Source organism: Aliikangiella aequoris, assembly GCF_053709105.1.
Genome location: NZ_CM132298.1, coordinates 3,197,263 through 3,214,665 on the forward strand (window position 1 = coordinate 3,197,263; position 17,403 = coordinate 3,214,665).

The 17,403-nt window shown below is 41.7% G+C and carries 15 protein-coding genes; 5 read left to right on the top strand and 10 right to left on the bottom strand.

The genetic code is table 11. The features are described from left to right. Positions 1 to 6: 6 nt before the first annotated feature. The 3 genes from gspE to gspC form a co-directional block, all read right to left on the bottom strand. Positions 7 to 1,587, bottom strand: coding sequence for a type II secretion system ATPase GspE (gene gspE / locus ACUR5C_RS13880; RefSeq protein ID WP_454465773.1), 1,581 nt, complete (start codon positions 1,585 to 1,587; stop codon positions 7 to 9). A 3-nt stretch (positions 1,588 to 1,590) separates the two neighbouring features. Next, entirely contained in the window at positions 1,591 to 3,636 is a 2,046-nt protein-coding gene (gspD, locus tag ACUR5C_RS13885; protein WP_454465774.1) for a type II secretion system secretin GspD, read from the bottom strand. A gap of 65 nt (positions 3,637 to 3,701) precedes the next feature. Further along, positions 3,702 to 4,703, bottom strand: coding sequence for a type II secretion system protein GspC (gene gspC, locus ACUR5C_RS13890; RefSeq protein ID WP_454465775.1), 1,002 nt, complete (start codon positions 4,701 to 4,703; stop codon positions 3,702 to 3,704). A gap of 342 nt (positions 4,704 to 5,045) precedes the next feature. On the opposite strand from gspC, the gene ACUR5C_RS13895 reads away from it, so the two are divergent. Both ACUR5C_RS13895 and fusA read left to right on the top strand, forming a co-directional pair. After that, a complete protein-coding gene (locus ACUR5C_RS13895) occupies positions 5,046 to 5,453 on the top strand; it encodes an RNA-binding S4 domain-containing protein (protein WP_454465776.1) in 408 nt (135 codons plus the stop codon). Between the two features lie 257 nt (positions 5,454 to 5,710). Beyond that, complete coding sequence (fusA, locus tag ACUR5C_RS13900; protein ID WP_454465777.1) at positions 5,711 to 7,795, top strand: elongation factor G; 2,085 nt, start codon at positions 5,711 to 5,713, stop codon at positions 7,793 to 7,795. A 138-nt stretch (positions 7,796 to 7,933) separates the two neighbouring features. On the opposite strand, the gene ACUR5C_RS13905 is transcribed toward fusA, so the two are convergent. From ACUR5C_RS13905 to ACUR5C_RS13915, 3 genes are all read right to left on the bottom strand, one after another. Further along, positions 7,934 to 8,482, bottom strand: coding sequence for a DUF1569 domain-containing protein (locus ACUR5C_RS13905; RefSeq protein ID WP_454465778.1), 549 nt, complete (start codon positions 8,480 to 8,482; stop codon positions 7,934 to 7,936). Positions 8,483 to 8,624: 142 nt separating this feature from the next. Then, positions 8,625 to 9,077 (bottom strand): GNAT family N-acetyltransferase, encoded by a 453-nt coding sequence (locus tag ACUR5C_RS13910; protein WP_454465779.1) that lies wholly within the window; start codon positions 9,075 to 9,077, stop codon positions 8,625 to 8,627. 23 nt (positions 9,078 to 9,100) lie between these two features. After that, positions 9,101 to 9,955, bottom strand: a complete 855-nt coding sequence (locus ACUR5C_RS13915; RefSeq protein WP_454465780.1) for a LysR family transcriptional regulator — start codon at positions 9,953 to 9,955, stop codon at positions 9,101 to 9,103. 106 nt (positions 9,956 to 10,061) lie between these two features. Between ACUR5C_RS13915 and ACUR5C_RS13920 the strand changes: the two genes are divergently transcribed. The 3 genes from ACUR5C_RS13920 (at position 10,062) to hslO (ending at position 14,068) form a co-directional block, all read left to right on the top strand. Beyond that, positions 10,062 to 10,877 (top strand): DUF1338 domain-containing protein, encoded by an 816-nt coding sequence (locus ACUR5C_RS13920; protein WP_454465782.1) that lies wholly within the window; start codon positions 10,062 to 10,064, stop codon positions 10,875 to 10,877. A 408-nt stretch (positions 10,878 to 11,285) separates the two neighbouring features. Beyond that, positions 11,286 to 13,040: a S8 family serine peptidase gene (locus tag ACUR5C_RS13925; protein WP_454465783.1), complete on the top strand. Its 1,755-nt coding sequence runs from the start codon at positions 11,286 to 11,288 to the stop codon at positions 13,038 to 13,040. Between the two features lie 173 nt (positions 13,041 to 13,213). Further along, positions 13,214 to 14,068, top strand: coding sequence for an Hsp33 family molecular chaperone HslO (gene hslO / locus ACUR5C_RS13930; RefSeq protein ID WP_454465784.1), 855 nt, complete (start codon positions 13,214 to 13,216; stop codon positions 14,066 to 14,068). A 31-nt stretch (positions 14,069 to 14,099) separates the two neighbouring features. Here hslO and ACUR5C_RS13935 read toward each other — a convergent pair whose 3' ends face one another. From ACUR5C_RS13935 to ACUR5C_RS13950, 4 genes are all read right to left on the bottom strand, one after another. Beyond that, complete coding sequence (locus ACUR5C_RS13935) at positions 14,100 to 15,173, bottom strand: WD40/YVTN/BNR-like repeat-containing protein (protein ID WP_454465785.1); 1,074 nt, start codon at positions 15,171 to 15,173, stop codon at positions 14,100 to 14,102. 20 nt (positions 15,174 to 15,193) lie between these two features. Further along, on the bottom strand, positions 15,194 to 15,463 hold the full coding sequence (locus ACUR5C_RS13940; protein ID WP_454465786.1) for a MoaD/ThiS family protein: 270 nt from the start codon (positions 15,461 to 15,463) through the stop codon (positions 15,194 to 15,196). 158 nt (positions 15,464 to 15,621) lie between these two features. Continuing rightward, positions 15,622 to 15,963 (bottom strand): hypothetical protein, encoded by a 342-nt coding sequence (locus ACUR5C_RS13945; RefSeq protein WP_454465787.1) that lies wholly within the window; start codon positions 15,961 to 15,963, stop codon positions 15,622 to 15,624. Positions 15,964 to 16,364: 401 nt separating this feature from the next. After that, the gene (locus tag ACUR5C_RS13950) at positions 16,365 to 16,763 is read right to left on the bottom strand and encodes a hypothetical protein (protein WP_454465788.1); all 399 of its coding nucleotides are present in this window, start codon (positions 16,761 to 16,763) and stop codon (positions 16,365 to 16,367) included. Positions 16,764 to 17,403 lie beyond the last annotated feature (640 nt).

Sequence of the window (17,403 nt, forward strand, 5' to 3'; positions counted from 1 at the left end):
CTCGCCTTAATCTTCACGCGTAACGCGCAAGACTTCTTCGATTGTTGTAAGCCCTTGCAGCACTCTGTTTTTGCCATCTTCACGAATACTTATATTTTCTTTGCGCGCATGACGCTCAACTTCTTGCTCGCTCGCGCCGTTATGTATCATGTCGCGAATGGTTTCATCGACAGGTAAAAACTCGTAAATACCCTGTCGACCACGATAGCCAGAGTTATTACATTCCACGCACCCAACAGGATGAAAAACTTTAGGAGGGTTATTTCGGTCGAATCCTAATAACTCACACTCTCGAGCATTCGCAGACTCTTCTCTACGACAATGCAAGCAGAGCGTTCTAACTAGCCTCTGAGCTAACACACCTAACAAACTAGACGAGAGTAAAAATGGTTCTATGCCCATATCTTGAAGTCTAGTTACTGCACCCGACGCGGTATTGGTATGCAACGTTGATAACACTAAGTGACCGGTTAAACTCGCTTGCACCGCTATTTGTGCGGTTTCTAAATCACGAATCTCACCAACCATAACTACATCAGGATCTTGACGTAAGATAGCGCGTAAACCCCGCGCAAAAGTCATATCAACTTTACTGTTTACCTGAGTTTGCCCAATACCATCAAGCAAATACTCAATTGGATCTTCAACCGTTAAAATATTTCGCGACGAGTGATTAAGTAAAGTAAGCCCAGCATATAATGTGGTGGTTTTACCCGAACCGGTCGGCCCAGTAACCAATATAATACCGTGAGGTTTATGCAGCACCGCACTCATTTTTTCCATTAAGTCAGCTGGCATTCCCAAATGGCTAAATTCTAAACGGCCTGCTTGCTTATCTAATAGTCGGAGTACAACTCTTTCACCATGACTCGAAGGGATGGTTGAAACCCGCACATCAACTCCGCGATTAGCAATTTTAAGAGCAATACGACCATCTTGCGGTACACGTTTTTCCGCAATATCTAACTTCGCCATAACTTTTATTCTTGAAACCAGTAAGGGCGCTAATTTTTTACTCGGGCTAAGCACTTCTCGCAACACCCCATCGACTCGAAAGCGCACTTTTAAGTCATGTTCAAAAGTTTCTACGTGGATATCCGACGCATTAACTTTAATTGCTTCTGTAAGCAGTGCGTTAATTAATTTTATTATCGGCGCATCGTCATCGGCTTCTAACAGATCTTCGGTAACCGGCATTTCTTCGGCAAGCTTAAACAAGTCCATGTCTTCGCCAATGTCTTCCATAGCGGCCATCGCCTCTCCGGAATTATCTTGATATACCTGTGCTAAAACCGCCTCAAAACCTTCCTCGTCTAATTCAGTAAACTTTACTTTTCGGCCAGCTATGCGACGAGCTTCAGCTATAGTCGCAAGGGTCGTTGTTTTTTTAACTACCGCTTGTAAAGGCTGACTAGAGTCTGCTGCGCTTGCGTCTTCGGCAAGTTTAAATACAACACCTTGACGTTTAGCAAAAGTAAACGGCAGTTTAGGCACTCCGTCGATAACTTCGGCACCTTGCTGCTCGTCAACGCTTGCTTCATTCATGACGTTAGCTTCATCTTGTTGCATAAACTCACTAATCGACATTGACTAATCCTTAGATTCCACTGCTTCTTGCTGAGTAGTACCTGATTCGTCAACAGGAGTTATATCATTAGCTTTTAATGAATCATCAAACGACGGTGGCAATGCTAATCTTTCGTCCCAGTCCGGTAATACCGCAGACTCAGCCGAAGGCATTAAGGAAACACCTCGTTGTTGCCAATCTAATTGTTGAGCGCGCATAAAGTTATATTTTCGCGAACTAATTTGGTTAAACCCAGTTGAGTCATTAATAATCACCGGCCGAATAAAAACCATTAGATTACGTTTTGATTTGTTCGTCGCTTTAGATGAAAACAAGCTGCCCAATATTGGAATATCACCTAACACCGGAACTTTTTGCGCACTTTCTTGAATATTATCGTCAATTAAGCCACCTAGCACCACGGTTTGTCCGTTACCGACTAATACAGTAGTTTTAATTTGGCGTTTATTGGTGACAATATCTGCGCCAGTAGCACCGGCAATACTAGAGACTTCTTGTTCAATAGTTAAACGAACTGCGTCACCTTCATTGATTTGTGGTGTAATTTTTAATTTGATACCAACATCTTTTCGTTGCACGGTTTGAAAAGGGTTAGAATTATTTCCGCCTAGCGTTGCTCCGGTAATGATTGGAACTTCTTGACCAATACTAATTGAAGCTTCTTCATTATCGAGAGTTGTCAGGCTTGGTGTTGAAAGTACATTAGAGTCTGTGTCAGTACTTAAAGCTTTGACTAATGACGCCCATGATTTCTCGTCGGTATAACCAAAAAGCGCGCCAGTAACGCCTGACAAAACTTGGCCAAGTAGTGCGCCATTATCGCCATTAGACGGCGTTGTAACTTCGGTTCTAACCCCATCAGGAAACGATACCGTAGTAACCGGATCTTGACCGCGGTTAGCAATAACTCCCGCGCCAACTTGAGCAATCGATGGCGAGCTGTTGGTAAAGTTAACTAAGCCAGCTTTAGTTGCCCATTGAACGCCAAGCTCTTTCACTTTAGCATCAGAAATTTCAACTATAATCGCTTCCACATGCACTTGCTTACGGCGCAAGTCAAGCTGCGCAATTACCGACTCAAACGACTTCATAATATCGGGCGCAGCCGTTATGACAAGCGAATTAGTTTCAGTATGCGCTTTAATAGAATAAGGTTTGTCATTGCTTCGACTCTGACGGCCTTTTTCTTTTCCTTCTTCTGTTTCTATTGATTCGCCTACGCCTTCAAGCAGTGTCGCTAGCTCTTCAGCATTGGCATATTTTAGGTAAATAACTTTGGTGTTTCCGTTATTGCTAATTTCTGAATCTAATCGCGCTATTAACGCTCTTAATCTTAACGATGCTTTCGAGTCTGCACTAAGTAAAATACTGTTGGTTCTTTCATCAGCAACAAATTTTGGTTTACTCATATCAGGGCCTTTCGATTGGCCGCTTTGTTTTTCTAAACTTTCTAATATTCTAACCACTTCACCAGCTGAAGCATGCTCTAGCTCAATGACTTCAATTTCTTCGTTACTTTCTTTGTCAATTTGACGAATAATTTTTACAATTCTTTCTAAGTTAGCTGCTGTATCGTGAATAACCATCACATTGGTTGGTTTGTATTGGGCCATATGACCTTGAGTAGAAATTAAGGTTCTAAGCAAGGGGACTAACTGGCCAACATCAATATTGTCTACTTTAATAACTCGGGTGACTAATTGATCGCCGTAGTATTGTTTTCCGCCTTCGGTATAGACAGGAACCGAATCTTGTTTGGCTGCTTGTAGCTGTTCTACTTTATAAATACCATTAGTTTCTACCGCAGAAAATTGATGCACTTGGAGCACACTTAAAAACAGCGCGAAGATTTCTTCTTCGTCCATTTCGTGTTGCGAAATAACGGTCACTTTTTTATTTTTAACCCGAGGATCAATAATAAAAGTTTTACCGGTTATACGGCTTACACTTTCGATAAAAACTTCAATATCGGTTTCTTTTAAATTTAGGGTTGCTTTAGCAGCAAATAAATTAGCCGAGGTACATGCCAATCCAATCGCAAGAATCATAGGCTTCGTATAGCGTCCTATGCTGAAGGAAAATTTCTTTGTTGTTTTTTGATTTGCCGAAAACACTATCTTCGCCCTACTTTATCATTTAAATTCAATAATAAACTCAACTGCTCTTTGCCTCGTTGAATTTCTACATTTACTTCCTGCATTGAGCTCACATCATTCATTAAACTCATTGCATCTTGCATATTAGTTAAAGTCACCCCGTTAATTGCGGTAACTACATCGCCACGCCTTAAACCGAGCTCTTGAAATAATCTTTTGTCGCCGCCAGGCTGAATTCTAAAACCTTGTAACTCACCATTCACCACATGCGGTTGTCCCCTAATCACTTCTCCAATACTGGTAGGGTCGCGTTGAAACTTATCGCGATAATCATTTAATTTTTGACTCAGTTCAGCATCTTGCCGTTTATCGGATACTTTCTGGCGAGAGTTATCGGGTTTTCGCTCATTGAGTTCGGGCTTGCGTTCCCCACCTATCAGTTTTATCGCCATTTCATGTTGTTCTAAACGCAGTGCTTCGCGGCGACCGTTAGTCTCTAATATCACGCGATCTTTTTCTACTTCTCTTAAAAAAACTCGTCCAGAAACTTTAAGTTGCTCGCCAATAAAATAAACAGCCTGCTGTCCCCTGCCATCTTCAATAATTGCGTTTGCCTTATGTTGTGAATCAGCGGCATAAATACCACGCAGCTTCAGGTTTAGTTTCGTTTCAACAACTTTTTCTTGTTGAACTGGCGCCTGTTTGACTTGGGCCACATTACCAAACAAGTTACGACTGACAATTTGATTGAAGTCAACACCGCTTCGAGAGTTAGACTGAACAGCAACACGCTGAACCTGAAAAGGTTTAAACTCGGTAGGGGTCATTATGTAGCCAACCCAAGCCCAAGTAATTTTAGCTAACAAATAGGTACATAAAACCCATCCAGCCCACTGCACTAGTGGTAACCAGTTTTGGTAGTTCTTATACCAAGTTGCGTTCATTAAATTAGAAAAGCTCATTATTTCCTTTACACCAAACTTGTCATGCTCAACAAGATTATCATATTTCCATGCCAATTCTCAGATTAACCTTAGAGTATGCCTGCTTACCATCTACTCGTTCAATTTATACTCAAAATCATGCAAGTTTTAGATCATTGGCTAGACTCGCCTGCAGGTATTTGCATTCTCTTATTTTGGCAGGCTTGCTAGGCTGTTTTGTTATATAATGCTTAGCTCCATTAAGACACCATTAAATATTTGCCCATACTAAATTGAGATAGATTACACTTACTCGCTTTAGCTTTTACAAAACTTAGGCTTAGAATTATGAATTAAAACGCCACTGTCTTATAAAAGGGGTCAAAGAATAACAAAATAATACAGGGTGTTGTAACTTTTTACTCTTAAGTTGGGAAAATGTCACAAGAAAATCGTATTAGACTAGACAAATGGCTATGGGCCTGCCGTTTCTACAAAACCAGAGCACTTGCAAAAGCGGCAATAGACGGCGGTAAAGTCCATTATGCCGGGCAAAAACCCAAGCCTGGAAAATTAGTTCAAATAGGTGATTTAATTAAACTTCGTCAGGGTTTTGATGAAAAAACGGTTGTGGTTGATGCCTTGTCTGACAAGCGCGGTAGCGCAACTATCGCGCAAACACTTTACAGTGAAACTCCAGAAAGCATAAAAAAGCGCGAAGAAATTACCCAAATGCGTAAACTATCAGCGCCGCAAAGAGGCCCTAAGCCAGATAAAAAGCAAAGACGCATGATTCACCGGTTTAAAAACATAAACGAATACAACCCCGACTCAGAAGGTAGTTAGCGAGCGACCACACACCTTGAGTGCCTTTAAAAACAAGACAACACACAACTAAAAAGCGGGTACAGTCGGGTTAAGTTATTATGCATTTAATTGGCTTTTTCAGATAATTTTTATATTGCATAGCGAAATTATTTAATTTGTTTAAATTTTATGCAAAATCCAAATAGCTACTCACAAATATCTAGTGTATAATGCGCGCCTTTCGCGTATAGCGGCCGAAAATTTTTGGTTTATTTTTTAATTTAACGAGTAGAACAATGGCTGATTTATCTAAATACAGAAACATAGGCATTTTCGCTCACGTTGATGCGGGCAAAACCACAACAACAGAGCGTATTTTAAAGCTAACCGGTAAGATCCATAAAACTGGTGAAGTACATGACGGTGAGTCAACGACTGACTTCATGGAACAGGAAGCAGAGCGTGGTATTACCATTCAATCAGCAGCAACAACTTGTTTCTGGAAAGATCATCGAATGAACATTATCGATACTCCTGGACACGTTGACTTTACTGTTGAAGTTTACCGTTCATTAAAAGTTCTCGACGGTGGTGTTGGGGTTTTCTGTGGTTCAGGCGGTGTTGAGCCTCAGTCAGAAACTAACTGGCGTTATGCGAATGAATCAGAAGTTGCTCGTATTATCTTCGTTAACAAATTAGACCGAATGGGTGCTGATTTTTACCGTGTTGCAAAACAAGTAAAAGACGTACTTGGCGCTAACCCACTCGTTATGACTTTACCAATCGGTATTGAAGATGACTTCGTTGGTGTTGTTGATGTTCTTACTCAAAAAGCATACGTATGGGATGACTCTGGTCTTCCAGAAAATTATGAAGTCTTAGATGTTCCAGCTGACATGGTTGAAAAAGCAGCTGAATACCGCGAAATGTTAATTGAGACAGCGGTTGAGCAAGACGACGATTTAATGGAAAAATACTTAGAAGGTGAAGAGCCTTCACTAGAAGACATTAAGCGTTGCATCCGTAAAGGAACACGTGATTTAGCTTTCTTCCCTACTTATTGTGGTTCTGCGTTCAAAAACAAAGGCGTTCAGCTCGTATTAGACGCGGTTGTTGATTACCTACCTTCACCAACAGAAGTTGACCCGCAGCCATTAACTGATGAAGAAGGCGAAGAAACTGGCGAGTTCGCTATCGTTTCTGAAGCTGAGCCACTTCGCGCATTAGCGTTTAAAATTATGGATGACCGTTTTGGCGCCCTAACTTTTATTCGTATTTACTCTGGCGTTTTAAACAAAGGCGACACAGTATTAAACTCTTTCACAGGCAAAACTGAGCGTATCGGCCGTATGGTAGAAATGCATGCCGACGAACGTACTGAAATTGATCGCGCGCAAGCGGGTGACATTATTGCTGTAGTAGGTATGAAAAACGTTCAAACAGGTCACACGCTTTGTGCAACAGACAAGCCTTGTACACTAGAGCCAATGGTATTCCCTGAGCCAGTAATTTCTATTGCTGTTAAGCCAAAAGATAAAGGCGGTTCAGAAAAAATGGGTATCGCAATTGGTAAAATGGTTGCAGAAGATCCTTCATTTGTTGTTGAAACAGACGAAGATTCAGGTGAAACCATTCTTAAGGGAATGGGTGAGCTTCATTTAGATATCAAAGTTGATATTCTTAAGCGTACTTACGGCGTTGAACTAGAAGTAGGTCAGCCTCAAGTTGCTTACCGTGAAACTATCACTAAAGAAATTGAAGACAGCTACACTCACAAGAAACAATCGGGTGGTTCTGGTCAGTTTGGTAAAATTGACTACCGCATTAGACCTGGCGAGCCTGGTTCTGGCTTCGTATTTGAGTCTAAAGTTGTTGGTGGTAACGTTCCTCGTGAATTCTGGCCTGCAGTTGAAAAAGGCTTTAAAGTTATGATGGACGAAGGTGTTTTAGCAGGCTTCCCTGTATTAGACCTTGAAGTTGAGCTTTTCGACGGTGGATTCCACGCAGTTGACTCTTCTGCGGTTGCATTTGAAATCGCTGCAAAAGGCGCTTTCCGTCAGTCAATTCCAAAAGCGGGTCCTCAATTAATTGAGCCTATTATGAAAGTTGACGTATTTACTCCAGAAGATCATGTTGGTGATGTTATTGGTGACTTAAACCGTCGTCGTGGCATGATTAAAGATCAACAAGCTGGCGTTACGGGTGTACGAATCAAAGCAGACGTTCCATTATCTGAAATGTTTGGTTATATCGGACACTTACGTACAATGACTTCTGGTCGTGGTCAATTCTCAATGGAATTCTCTCACTACCTACCTTGCCCTAACAGCGTTGCTGAAGCGGTAATTGCAGAAGTTAAAGAGCGTGAAGCTAAGAAATAATTAAGTAAAATACTCAATTATTTGAATAACCCCGGTGGTGCAAACTCCCGGGGTTATTTTTTGCCTTGCGTTTATAGTCGGTGGTTCAATCTAAGTGGGTTCAACCTAAGAGGGTTCAATCTAAGCAATAACTCTTATTCAACTGGGATTAATCGTAAGTGCTTGCAGATGATCGTCAATATGCATCGCATGCGCAAGTTGATAGTCTGCGTGACTTAAAGTGCCGTAAGCAAAATGCGGCTGAAGCTCCCCCTTATACCTCTCAAAAACATTGAGCGCATTAATCAATCGCGCTAAGGCAAATTGTGTGGCTTCAGCAGAGCCAAGTTGCGTTAACTGCGGCGCTCCGGGAATTGCTTCGGTTAAATTGTGACTCATTTTGCCGTGACGCTTAAACACTAAAAAGGCTATCGGGCCGATTGTTTGCTTAATTGCAACAGAGTGGTGGATGGGGTAGCCTTGCATCGAAAATTCAATACTTTGGGCTAAATGGGTCAAGGTTTGCGCCGGATTCCATTGATTATGACTGATTATTTTAGGCGCTAAAGCGTATGCCGCAAGGCGCTGCTTAGCTTGGCTAATACTCAAATGAGTATGCTGCGGGGCGCTCGATAAATAAGCATAGCCTGCCAGCGCGGTTAAACCGCTTGCGGCTAATACTCCAGTGATCAGTTGTCGACGTCGCATCGCTTCTTTTTCCTGCTAATTATCTTTCGCTTGCTAATTATCTTTCACCTGCTAATTATCTTTCACCTGCTAATTACCTTTCACCTGCTAATTACCTTTCACCTGCTAATTACCCGGACTTTGCAGTTACTCAATTAAGCGTTTATTTAATTTTATAACTGAGTCTCAACATATCAAAATGTTGAAGACCATTTTCAATGATAGGTTCATTGTAGTGATCAATAAAAAAGTCTTTCACCACTGCGTCGACTCTAAAGCCCACTCGTTGATAAAAAGTTAGCTGATAACCAAAAGTTCCGGTTCCTAAAACAAGCTTACTAATATTTTGACTGCGTAAATCATGAATAACAAACTCAATCAGTTGAGTCCCAATACCTTGGCCTTGCCATTCGGAAAAGGTCGCAATATTAAATAGCTCAATTTCACCGTGGGTGTTTACGTTAGTAACGCAAGCACTCACTAACTTGTTATCGATGAAAGCAGCATAGCAAGCAGCCCCTGCTAAATAGGCTTTCACTTTAGCTTCATAAGGATCAGCCAATAATAGTAGCGCCATTGGAATGGACTGAGTTGAAATTTTTCTTATTTGCGGCAATGTAGGCTCTTTAATCAATTGGTTTACTCAAATGCTTCCGACTGATTCACTTGGCAGACATTAATAACCGACTCTAATGCTTTATCCATAGTCGCTTCGCTAGAATAACCAAGACCAATTAAGCGATCAAACTGCATTCCTTTAATGCGAAGTAAGGGGACTGTTTTAGTGTTATAAAAGCTCGGGTGGTTGGGTACTATGGCAGCACCAACGCCCGCGGCGACTAACTCTACGGCGTACTCAACGGTTTTAATGCGCGCCCGAATATTCATTTTGATACCTTTAGGCTCCATAATACGCATTAAGGTACGAGTTACTAGACTAGGGCTGCGTAAAATAAAGTTTAGCCCGTCTAGGTCTTCGAAGCTTAACTCAGACTGGTAACTGAGCGGATGCCCCGGCGGCAGTGCCATTAAAAACTCATCGCGCCAAAAAGGCTTAAAAATTTCCCCTGGCTTCACCATATTAGAAGCGATAATGCGCGCTTCACAGCTGCGCTTTTCTGCGTCAACCAAAGTAAGCTCTAAGCCATCAACCGAATCGATAATTTCTTTAATTAAATGACTCATTCTTGATGCACCTAATGCTGGTACCACCCCAAGTCGAAACGGTTGAATGGCTGCTTTTTGCTGAAATACTTGCTTAATAGAGCGCGCTTGATCAGTCAGCTGTTTAGACAAAGGGTACAAGCGATGTCCGGCATCGGTTGGTGTTACTCCGCGGGTATGCCTTACAAATAGCGCTTCACCCAAGAAATGTTCTAAATTTTGTATGGCAGCAGATATAGAAGGTTGCGATACAAAACAGTGTTTAGCCGCAGCACTAATACTCTCTAGCTCATAGGTCGATTCAAAATAGCGAAGCTCGCGTAAGTCCATATGTTTTTCCTATATCGAATATACGCAAACAATATTATTCCTTTAGCAGCAAAATAGCTATAGTTGCGCCAAATTTCCCTGTAGTCAGTATTTTTTTGGAGCTTCCATGAGCAATAACACAGAGCTTAAACTTAGCATAGAGCAAGTTTTTGACAGTATGTGGCAAGACTATTTAGCGCTAAACCCTGATGCGTTAAAAATTTACCAACTTTTCAGCAAAAATGACAAAGTAGTCAACGACCATGTTGCTTTTAGAACATTTGGCTTACCCGGCATGCGTGTAGAAGATATTGCAGCCCCATTGGTGGCAGCTGGCTATCAAGAAGTTGAAAGTTATGACTTTGTACAGAAAAAGCTACGCGCCAAGCACTATGCGCACCCAACAATGCCACTAGTTTTTATTAGCGAACTAAAAGTAGAAGAATTTTCAGCAGAAGTTCAGTGGATCATTAAAGCTTTAGCAATGCAGTTTGATAAATCTCAAGTTAACAACCAAGAGTTCCTTTATTCTGGACGACCTTGGCAAGTATCTGGCGAAATTTATGAGCGTTTGCTTGAAGAAAGTGAGTACGCTGCTTGGGTTGCCGCTTTTGGGTTTAGACCAAACCACTTCACAGTTTCTATTAACGAACTCAGTCAATTTAAAGATATACAAGCAGTTAACCAGTTTGTTAAAGACAACGGCTTTGTACTAAATACTTCTGGCGGCGAAATTAAAGGCACCCCAGCGTCATTCTTAGAGCAGTCTTCGACTATGGCCAATATGATTGAAGTAGAATTTAGCGATTGTGTTAAAACGATTCCTAGCTGTTTCTACGAGTTTGCGCTACGTCATCCTTTGGCCAATGGTGAGCTATTTAAAGGCTTTATCGCTGCTTCTGCAGATAAAATCTTTGAAAGCACCAATACTAAAGCAGCATAATAACCGACTCAAAGCATTGCACCGCGCAAAATTAGTTTAGGCGCGGTGCAGCAATCGATTGATATTCGGCAAAATATCGCAACAAAAGATAACACCTCCCTCGTACAAACCACTCAGTCATCAGCGCGCCACTATTTTAGCGGCACACGATAAGCGCTTTATATTTCAAACTTGTTCAATTAAAAGTATTTGAGTTTGGTTGCTGGTAAATTTTAAGCAAAACACTAGCCGTTCAAAAAACATCCGCTTGATTTTGCAATTGACTAGGCTAAGTTTAACTTGCAAACACGGTATTAAAGGCTCGCTTTGAGTCTTTTAATACATTGATTCGGGTATCTTAGTTGCACCGCCAACTAGCAGTAGAGTCCTAATGAAAATAATGATTACCGAGGACCTAAAATAATGATAATGAAATACTCCCCTCTTGCATTGGCACTAGCCACCACGCTTAGCGTGTCGGCTTCGTCAAGCTTAACGACTCAAGATGAACAGCGTTATATTGTCAAATTTAAAAACGCGAATATTATGCAAAGCCAACAAGCCATTCAAACTGCCAATGGAACCATCAAGCGTAACTTACCTAAGCACCAACTCATTGCAGCAGAGCTCACTGCCGCTGCGGTAAAGAGCTTGCGTGCTCGCAGCGACGTTGAATATGTAGAAAAAGATCCTAAACGACACCTTTTAGCCGAGTCACAACCCTTTGGTATTGGTATGGTAGAAGCCGACCAAGTGAGTGATGCATTAACCGGTAATATGACCGTATGTATTACGGATACCGGCTATGCGTTAGGCCACGAAGACCTGCCTTCATCTGGCGTTACAGGCGACGACGGTCATGGCGCATATGACACCGGCAATTGGTACGAAGATGGCCATGGTCACGGTACGCATGTTTCTGGAACAATTGCGGCCATTGGCAATAATGGAACTGGCGTCGTTGGAGTTAACCCGAGTGGTTTAGTTAAACTCCATATGGTTAAAGTTTTTAACAATGCCGGTTCATGGGCCTATGGTTCAGACATGGTCGCCGCCGTTGATCAGTGTGCCGCCGCAGGCGCCAATGTCATTAGCATGAGCTTAGGCGGAGGCGCGCCGAGTAATGCAGAACAAGCGGCTTTTGATAACGCTGCAGCGAACGGAATACTATCAATAGCTGCCGCTGGCAATGATGGAAATTCCACCCTTTCATATCCGGCAAGCTATGACTCAGTCATGTCAGTCGCGGCGGTCGATTCAAACGCCAATGTGGCTAGCTTTTCACAGTTTAATTCACAAGTGGAAATTGCCGCGCCAGGAGTTGCTGTAAACTCTACATTACCGGGTAATACCTATGCTGCATGGTCAGGAACTTCCATGGCAACTCCGCATGTTGCAGGTGTTGCAGCGTTAGTATGGAGTCACTATCCAAACTGTACAGCAGCTCAAATGCGCCAAGCGATTAATAAGTCTGCGCAGGACCGCGGCGCAACCGGTCGTGATAATTACTATGGGCATGGTATTGTTAAAGCAAAAGCCATGTTTGACATGCTAGCGAACGGCTGCGATGTTGGACCGATTGATCCACCTCCACCACCGCCTCCTCCTGCGTCTCTAACTAAAGGTGTACCAGAAACTAACCTTTCCGGAGCGACAGGTGAAGAGTTAATGTATCAGATGGAAGTTCCAGCAGGTGCAACCGACTTAAGCTTTAATATGTCGGGCGGTAGCGGCGATGCTGACTTATACGTTCGTTTTGGTAGCCTGCCGGATAGTACTAGTTATGATTGCCGACCTTATACTGCAGGCAATAACGAAACCTGTAGCTTTGCAACTCCTCAAACCGGTACTTATTATGTGATGGTACGTGGCTACTCTAGCTTCTCTGGGGTCGACTTAGTTGGGGATTATACTGACGACAGCAACCCTCCACCGCCACCCCCAGCCGACATTACCTTAAGCTTAACGACTAAGCTTAAACGTAGTACTGGCATAGTCAATTTATCGTGGGACGGTGCGACAAGCAGTAATGTTGATATTTTCCGCAACGGCAGTAAGCTCAAAACAACCGCAAACGATGGCGCTTACCGCGATAGAATTCGAGGAGCCAGTGGAAATTACGTTTATAAGGTTTGTAATGAGTCTTCTAATGACTGCTCGAACGAAATGACCGCATCATTTTAATTTACCAGACTTAACTAACCGCACCAATTAAGAGTGCACCTTAAAAGCAAAAGGCCTAGGCCTTTTGCTTTTTTATTCGCTCAACTAATTCGCTTTTATAATCACAGAATGATTGGGCAGCGCCTAATCCCACAGGTATAATAGCGACAACACAGTTTATTGAAATTTTAATTATGTCTGACAAAATCCATCGTTTTATTTTCGACACCCACGGTATTCGCGGCGAATTAGTCAATTTAACTGACTCAGCAACACAAATGATCAGCGCGCACAATTACCCTGAGCCTTTGCAAGCTTTATTACAGCAAGCCGCCGCTGTAGGTGTCTTACTCGCTACCACCTTAAAATTTGAAGGCAAAATGTCGATTCAGTTACAAACCCCAGGTAACTTAAAAATGTTGGTTGTGCAAACGACCCACGATTTAGGCTACCGAGGATTAATTCGATATAATGAAGCCGCATCTTACCAAGATGTAAGCTTTAGCGAGCTTACTCAAAACGGTCAAATGTCTATTACCATAGAGCCTGAAAAAGGCAAACGATACCAAGGTATAGTGCCACTTAATGGTGATTCTTTAGCTGCCTGTGTTGAGAGCTATTTTAACCAATCTGAACAGTTGAAGACCCGAATTTGGTTGTTTAATAACGCGCAGCAAACCTTTGGACTAATGCTTCAAGCATTACCTGATATGCAGTCTGAAGAGTCATTTGAGCATTTAGTTTACCTAGCCTCGACTTTAACAGCGCAAGAGTGCTTGTCAGAAGATGGCGAAACCATCTTGCATCGCTTATTTCATCAAGAAAGCGTACGCGGATTGGCGGTTGACGAAGTTAAGTTTAATTGCGGTTGCAGTGAAACCAAAATGTTGAACTCTATCAAACTACTACCCGAAGCTGAAATTCAAGAGGTTCTTGCCGACAAAGGGCATTTGGCCGTGCGCTGTGAGTTTTGTAGCACCCAATTTAAGTTTAGTGCGCAAGACCTAGCGCTTAATGCGTCGGTTGAAGGCAACAAAACTCAGCACTAAGCGCCATAAGCACTATCAAAAAGGGCCGTTTTTATTTAACAAAGTGTACCGCATAAATGGGGGGTAGGTAGTGGCTTAAGCAGCGCCATTGATCCCCTTCATTTTCTGAAATCCAAAGATTCCCCGTGGTACTGCCCATTAATAATCGTTCTCCAGTAACATCAACATCAAGCGCATGCCGATAAATTAGATCATAGCAGGCTTGCTCTGGCAAACCTTGGCTTAAACTTTCAAAGGTCTCCCCACCATCTTTAGTACGGGTAACGACCAGCTTAGCGTCTACTGGCACACGACACTCATCTTTAACGCCCGGAACAAACCAAGCTTGTTGCGGATTGTTTGGATGAACCGCTACCGCAAAACCAAAATTTGAAGGCTTAACATTCTCAATTTCTTGCCAATGATTTGCGCTATCTGAAGATTTAAAAATGCCATTGTGATGCTGCACCCAAAAATAGTCGGGATGTGCTTTGCATTGAACCATGTAATGCGGATCTTGAATATTAAGATCAAACGCTTGCTCGGGCGGCATATATTCAGCGCGCATTCCATTGGCAACATTGCTCCAACTGTTAGCAGCGTCGAGAGTTTGCCAAACGCCTCCACAGGAGATTGCTACTCGAATGTGCTGACTGTTTCTTGGATCTACGCAAATGGAATGAATGCCGGGTTTATCGTAACCGCCGCCAAACCACTCATGTTGCTGTTGATAATCAAATAAACTTTGATTCAGTGTCCAGCTTTTACCGCCGTTGTTTGAATAAAATAACCCGCCAGGAACGGTTCCAAGCCAAAGCTCATCACTATTCTCCGGCCGCGCAAAAGCAAGGCTCCATATTAATTCTACCGACTCTCCCTTGTCTGGCTCTTCCGCTTTTGGATAGGCAGGCGCACTCACTTCTTGCCAAGTCTCGCCCCAGTCAGCAGAGCGGTGCATTTTGACCCCAAAGTGACCATGATTTAAGCCTGCGTAACAGACTCCATCAGCAGAGTTAATCACAAAACTGGTTACCGGTACGCCTTCAAAAGCAACTTTACTTAAGCTCCAGTCAGAAAAAAGCCGAAATAGTCCTTTACGTGTGGCAATAAATGCAATGGTTTGCATAAGCACTCCTTATAGTAAGCTTATCCGCCAGATAGCGCTTGCATAAAATAAACTTCACTTTGCGCGTCTAGTGGGGTTTGAGAGTAGCTTTTGCGCGCAACGACTTGTCCATTAACACAGATCAAAATATGTTTGCGTGGCAAATTCTGCTCGGTTAAAAGGTAGCTAGCTAATGCTGGATGCTGCTGACTTAAAAAATCAAAAATTGTAGTTAAAGAGTCCGCCTGAAACTCAATTGAGTCGCACGCTATATGACGCCGTAAATTAGGGGTAAAGTGTAGCTTTGCCATTGAGCTTTATCCAAAAAACGAACGAAAAGAATGACTATGAGTAAGACTTGAACCTCTCGCCAACGCTTATCTTAAACTTTATTTAACGCTTTGACAAAAATCAAAAAAAAGCCCAACTCTTAGGTCGGGCTAATTCACTGGAAACTTTAGTGTTATGGTTAATCTTTGTTTTTACGGGCTTTTAAACGCTTTTGTCTATCATGCTTATTAATTGCAATTTTGGCCGACTCTTTATTGGCTTTATGCTGTAAACGCGCTCTTTCCCTCGCGGTTACAACACCATCTTGCTTCGCTTTGTTTTCCATACGCTGTAATTTAACTTGCCCACGAGCCGCTTTTCGGGCTTCTCTACGGGTAAGCTCACCACTCTCTACTCCGTCAAGGATACGCAATTTTTGTGCTTTTTGGCGCTTGTCTAGTAGCGGTGTTTCCGCCGCAACTAAAAAACCTGTATTAAAAATGCCAACCGCAATACCTAAAACAACAATGATTTTCTTCATTTTAATTCCTCATTTTCTAATTGATTCATTGGGTTTACATCATTTAAAACGAAGCTAAGTTCAATCGGTTGACATAAAAGATAAAAAAAACTTAAACGCGCTGTATTAATAACTCAAAATAGCTTTATCTAAATAAAACTCACAGGTTCGAGGAGCTCCAAAAAAGATATTGCCAATGCAATAAGTAGACATTTTTTCTGGATTCAAAATTCACGAATATATATAGGCACCGCTATAATGTTGAAATTTCTTCTGGTTTGATACCCTTATAAACCAAACTAATAAAAACTCACGCCGTCGTAAAATTTATCTTAAGATGTTTTTGGAAAAAGTTGTGAGTGTCCTCTTTTTTTTTCGGTTTTTGTTTTTTGGCTTTTGTTCCTCCCCTGACTGGTGCACTACTAAAATGTAAAAAACTTAACATCAGACAAACTTCTCGAACTATTATTATAAATACCTGTGATAGTGATATATTGGCCATTATATTGAGTTAGTATTTTAGACTCTTTTAAGCTAAAACCTAGCCCTAAACTATTGAGAGTCACGCCATGTTTTTTAGATTCTAAATTCAAATACAAATAACTCCATTCAGAACTTATAGCGACCACTCCTGTCGTGGTAACACACATATTATTATATTCAGGTACATCACTTAATAACATTACAAGTGGAACTCCAGGACAACGTCTAATATTTTCTACGCTAGCTTTTTCATTAGCCTTAGCATCATTAATGGAAATACAGCCACAAATAATTAGCGACACTGACAATGAAAAATATATTTTCAAATCAACATACATCTTATAATTCCTCTATAAATGGTTTGCCTCTAGCCTTTACTATATCGAGCTGATATTTTTTTGCACATTACTTCTAACACGCTTTCCAATGACGCATTACACCTGTCAGCTATTATCTGCGGGCAGACGCCTATCAAAGATCTTTCTTTATTTGTTCCAATATATACTTACCCTGAAATAACAAGGACACCCATTTTTATTTCAACCTAATACTACAATACCTCCGCATCACTTAAAAGCGCCCTCTCGCCTTTAGACATAAATATTTTTATCGTCTTAATTAGGTTCTTAAGGATTGATGGCTAGATTAATGAGTTCGGAAAACACTAAACCTCAGTAAAACTGATGGGGGGTAATACGAGGTGAGAAAAGTAATTTAGCTAACGAAACGAAATAACAAGGACACCCATTTTTATTTCAACCTAATACTACAATACCTCCGCATCACTTAAAAGCGCCCCTCTCAGCTTTAGACATAAATATTTTTATCGTCTTAATTAGGTTCTTAAGGATTGATGGCTAGATTAATGAATTCGGAAAACGCTAAACCTCAGTAAAACTGATGGGGGTAATACGAGATGAGAAAAGTAACTTAGCTAACGAAATAATAACCGCAGACCAGCTGACCACCTATACTTTA

What these genes read in the sequence shown, in the direction of transcription:
- ACUR5C_RS13925 (WP_454465783.1), top strand. Translation starts at nt 11,286, where the DNA reads ATGAAATACTCCCCTCTTGCATTGGCACTAGCCACCACGCTTAGCGTG.
- ACUR5C_RS13905 (WP_454465778.1), bottom strand. Translation starts at nt 8,482, where the DNA reads ATGCGACGTCGACAACTGATCACTGGAGTATTAGCCGCAAGCGGTTTA.
- ACUR5C_RS13920 (WP_454465782.1), top strand. Translation starts at nt 10,062, where the DNA reads ATGAGCAATAACACAGAGCTTAAACTTAGCATAGAGCAAGTTTTTGAC.
- ACUR5C_RS13945 (WP_454465787.1), bottom strand. Translation starts at nt 15,963, where the DNA reads ATGAAGAAAATCATTGTTGTTTTAGGTATTGCGGTTGGCATTTTTAAT.
- fusA (WP_454465777.1), top strand. Translation starts at nt 5,711, where the DNA reads ATGGCTGATTTATCTAAATACAGAAACATAGGCATTTTCGCTCACGTT.
- ACUR5C_RS13895 (WP_454465776.1), top strand. Translation starts at nt 5,046, where the DNA reads ATGTCACAAGAAAATCGTATTAGACTAGACAAATGGCTATGGGCCTGC.
- hslO (WP_454465784.1), top strand. Translation starts at nt 13,214, where the DNA reads ATGTCTGACAAAATCCATCGTTTTATTTTCGACACCCACGGTATTCGC.
- ACUR5C_RS13940 (WP_454465786.1), bottom strand. Translation starts at nt 15,463, where the DNA reads ATGGCAAAGCTACACTTTACCCCTAATTTACGGCGTCATATAGCGTGC.
- gspE (WP_454465773.1), bottom strand. Translation starts at nt 1,587, where the DNA reads ATGTCGATTAGTGAGTTTATGCAACAAGATGAAGCTAACGTCATGAAT.
- ACUR5C_RS13915 (WP_454465780.1), bottom strand. Translation starts at nt 9,955, where the DNA reads ATGGACTTACGCGAGCTTCGCTATTTTGAATCGACCTATGAGCTAGAG.
- gspD (WP_454465774.1), bottom strand. Translation starts at nt 3,636, where the DNA reads ATGATTCTTGCGATTGGATTGGCATGTACCTCGGCTAATTTATTTGCT.
- ACUR5C_RS13950 (WP_454465788.1), bottom strand. Translation starts at nt 16,763, where the DNA reads ATGTATGTTGATTTGAAAATATATTTTTCATTGTCAGTGTCGCTAATT.
- ACUR5C_RS13935 (WP_454465785.1), bottom strand. Translation starts at nt 15,173, where the DNA reads ATGCAAACCATTGCATTTATTGCCACACGTAAAGGACTATTTCGGCTT.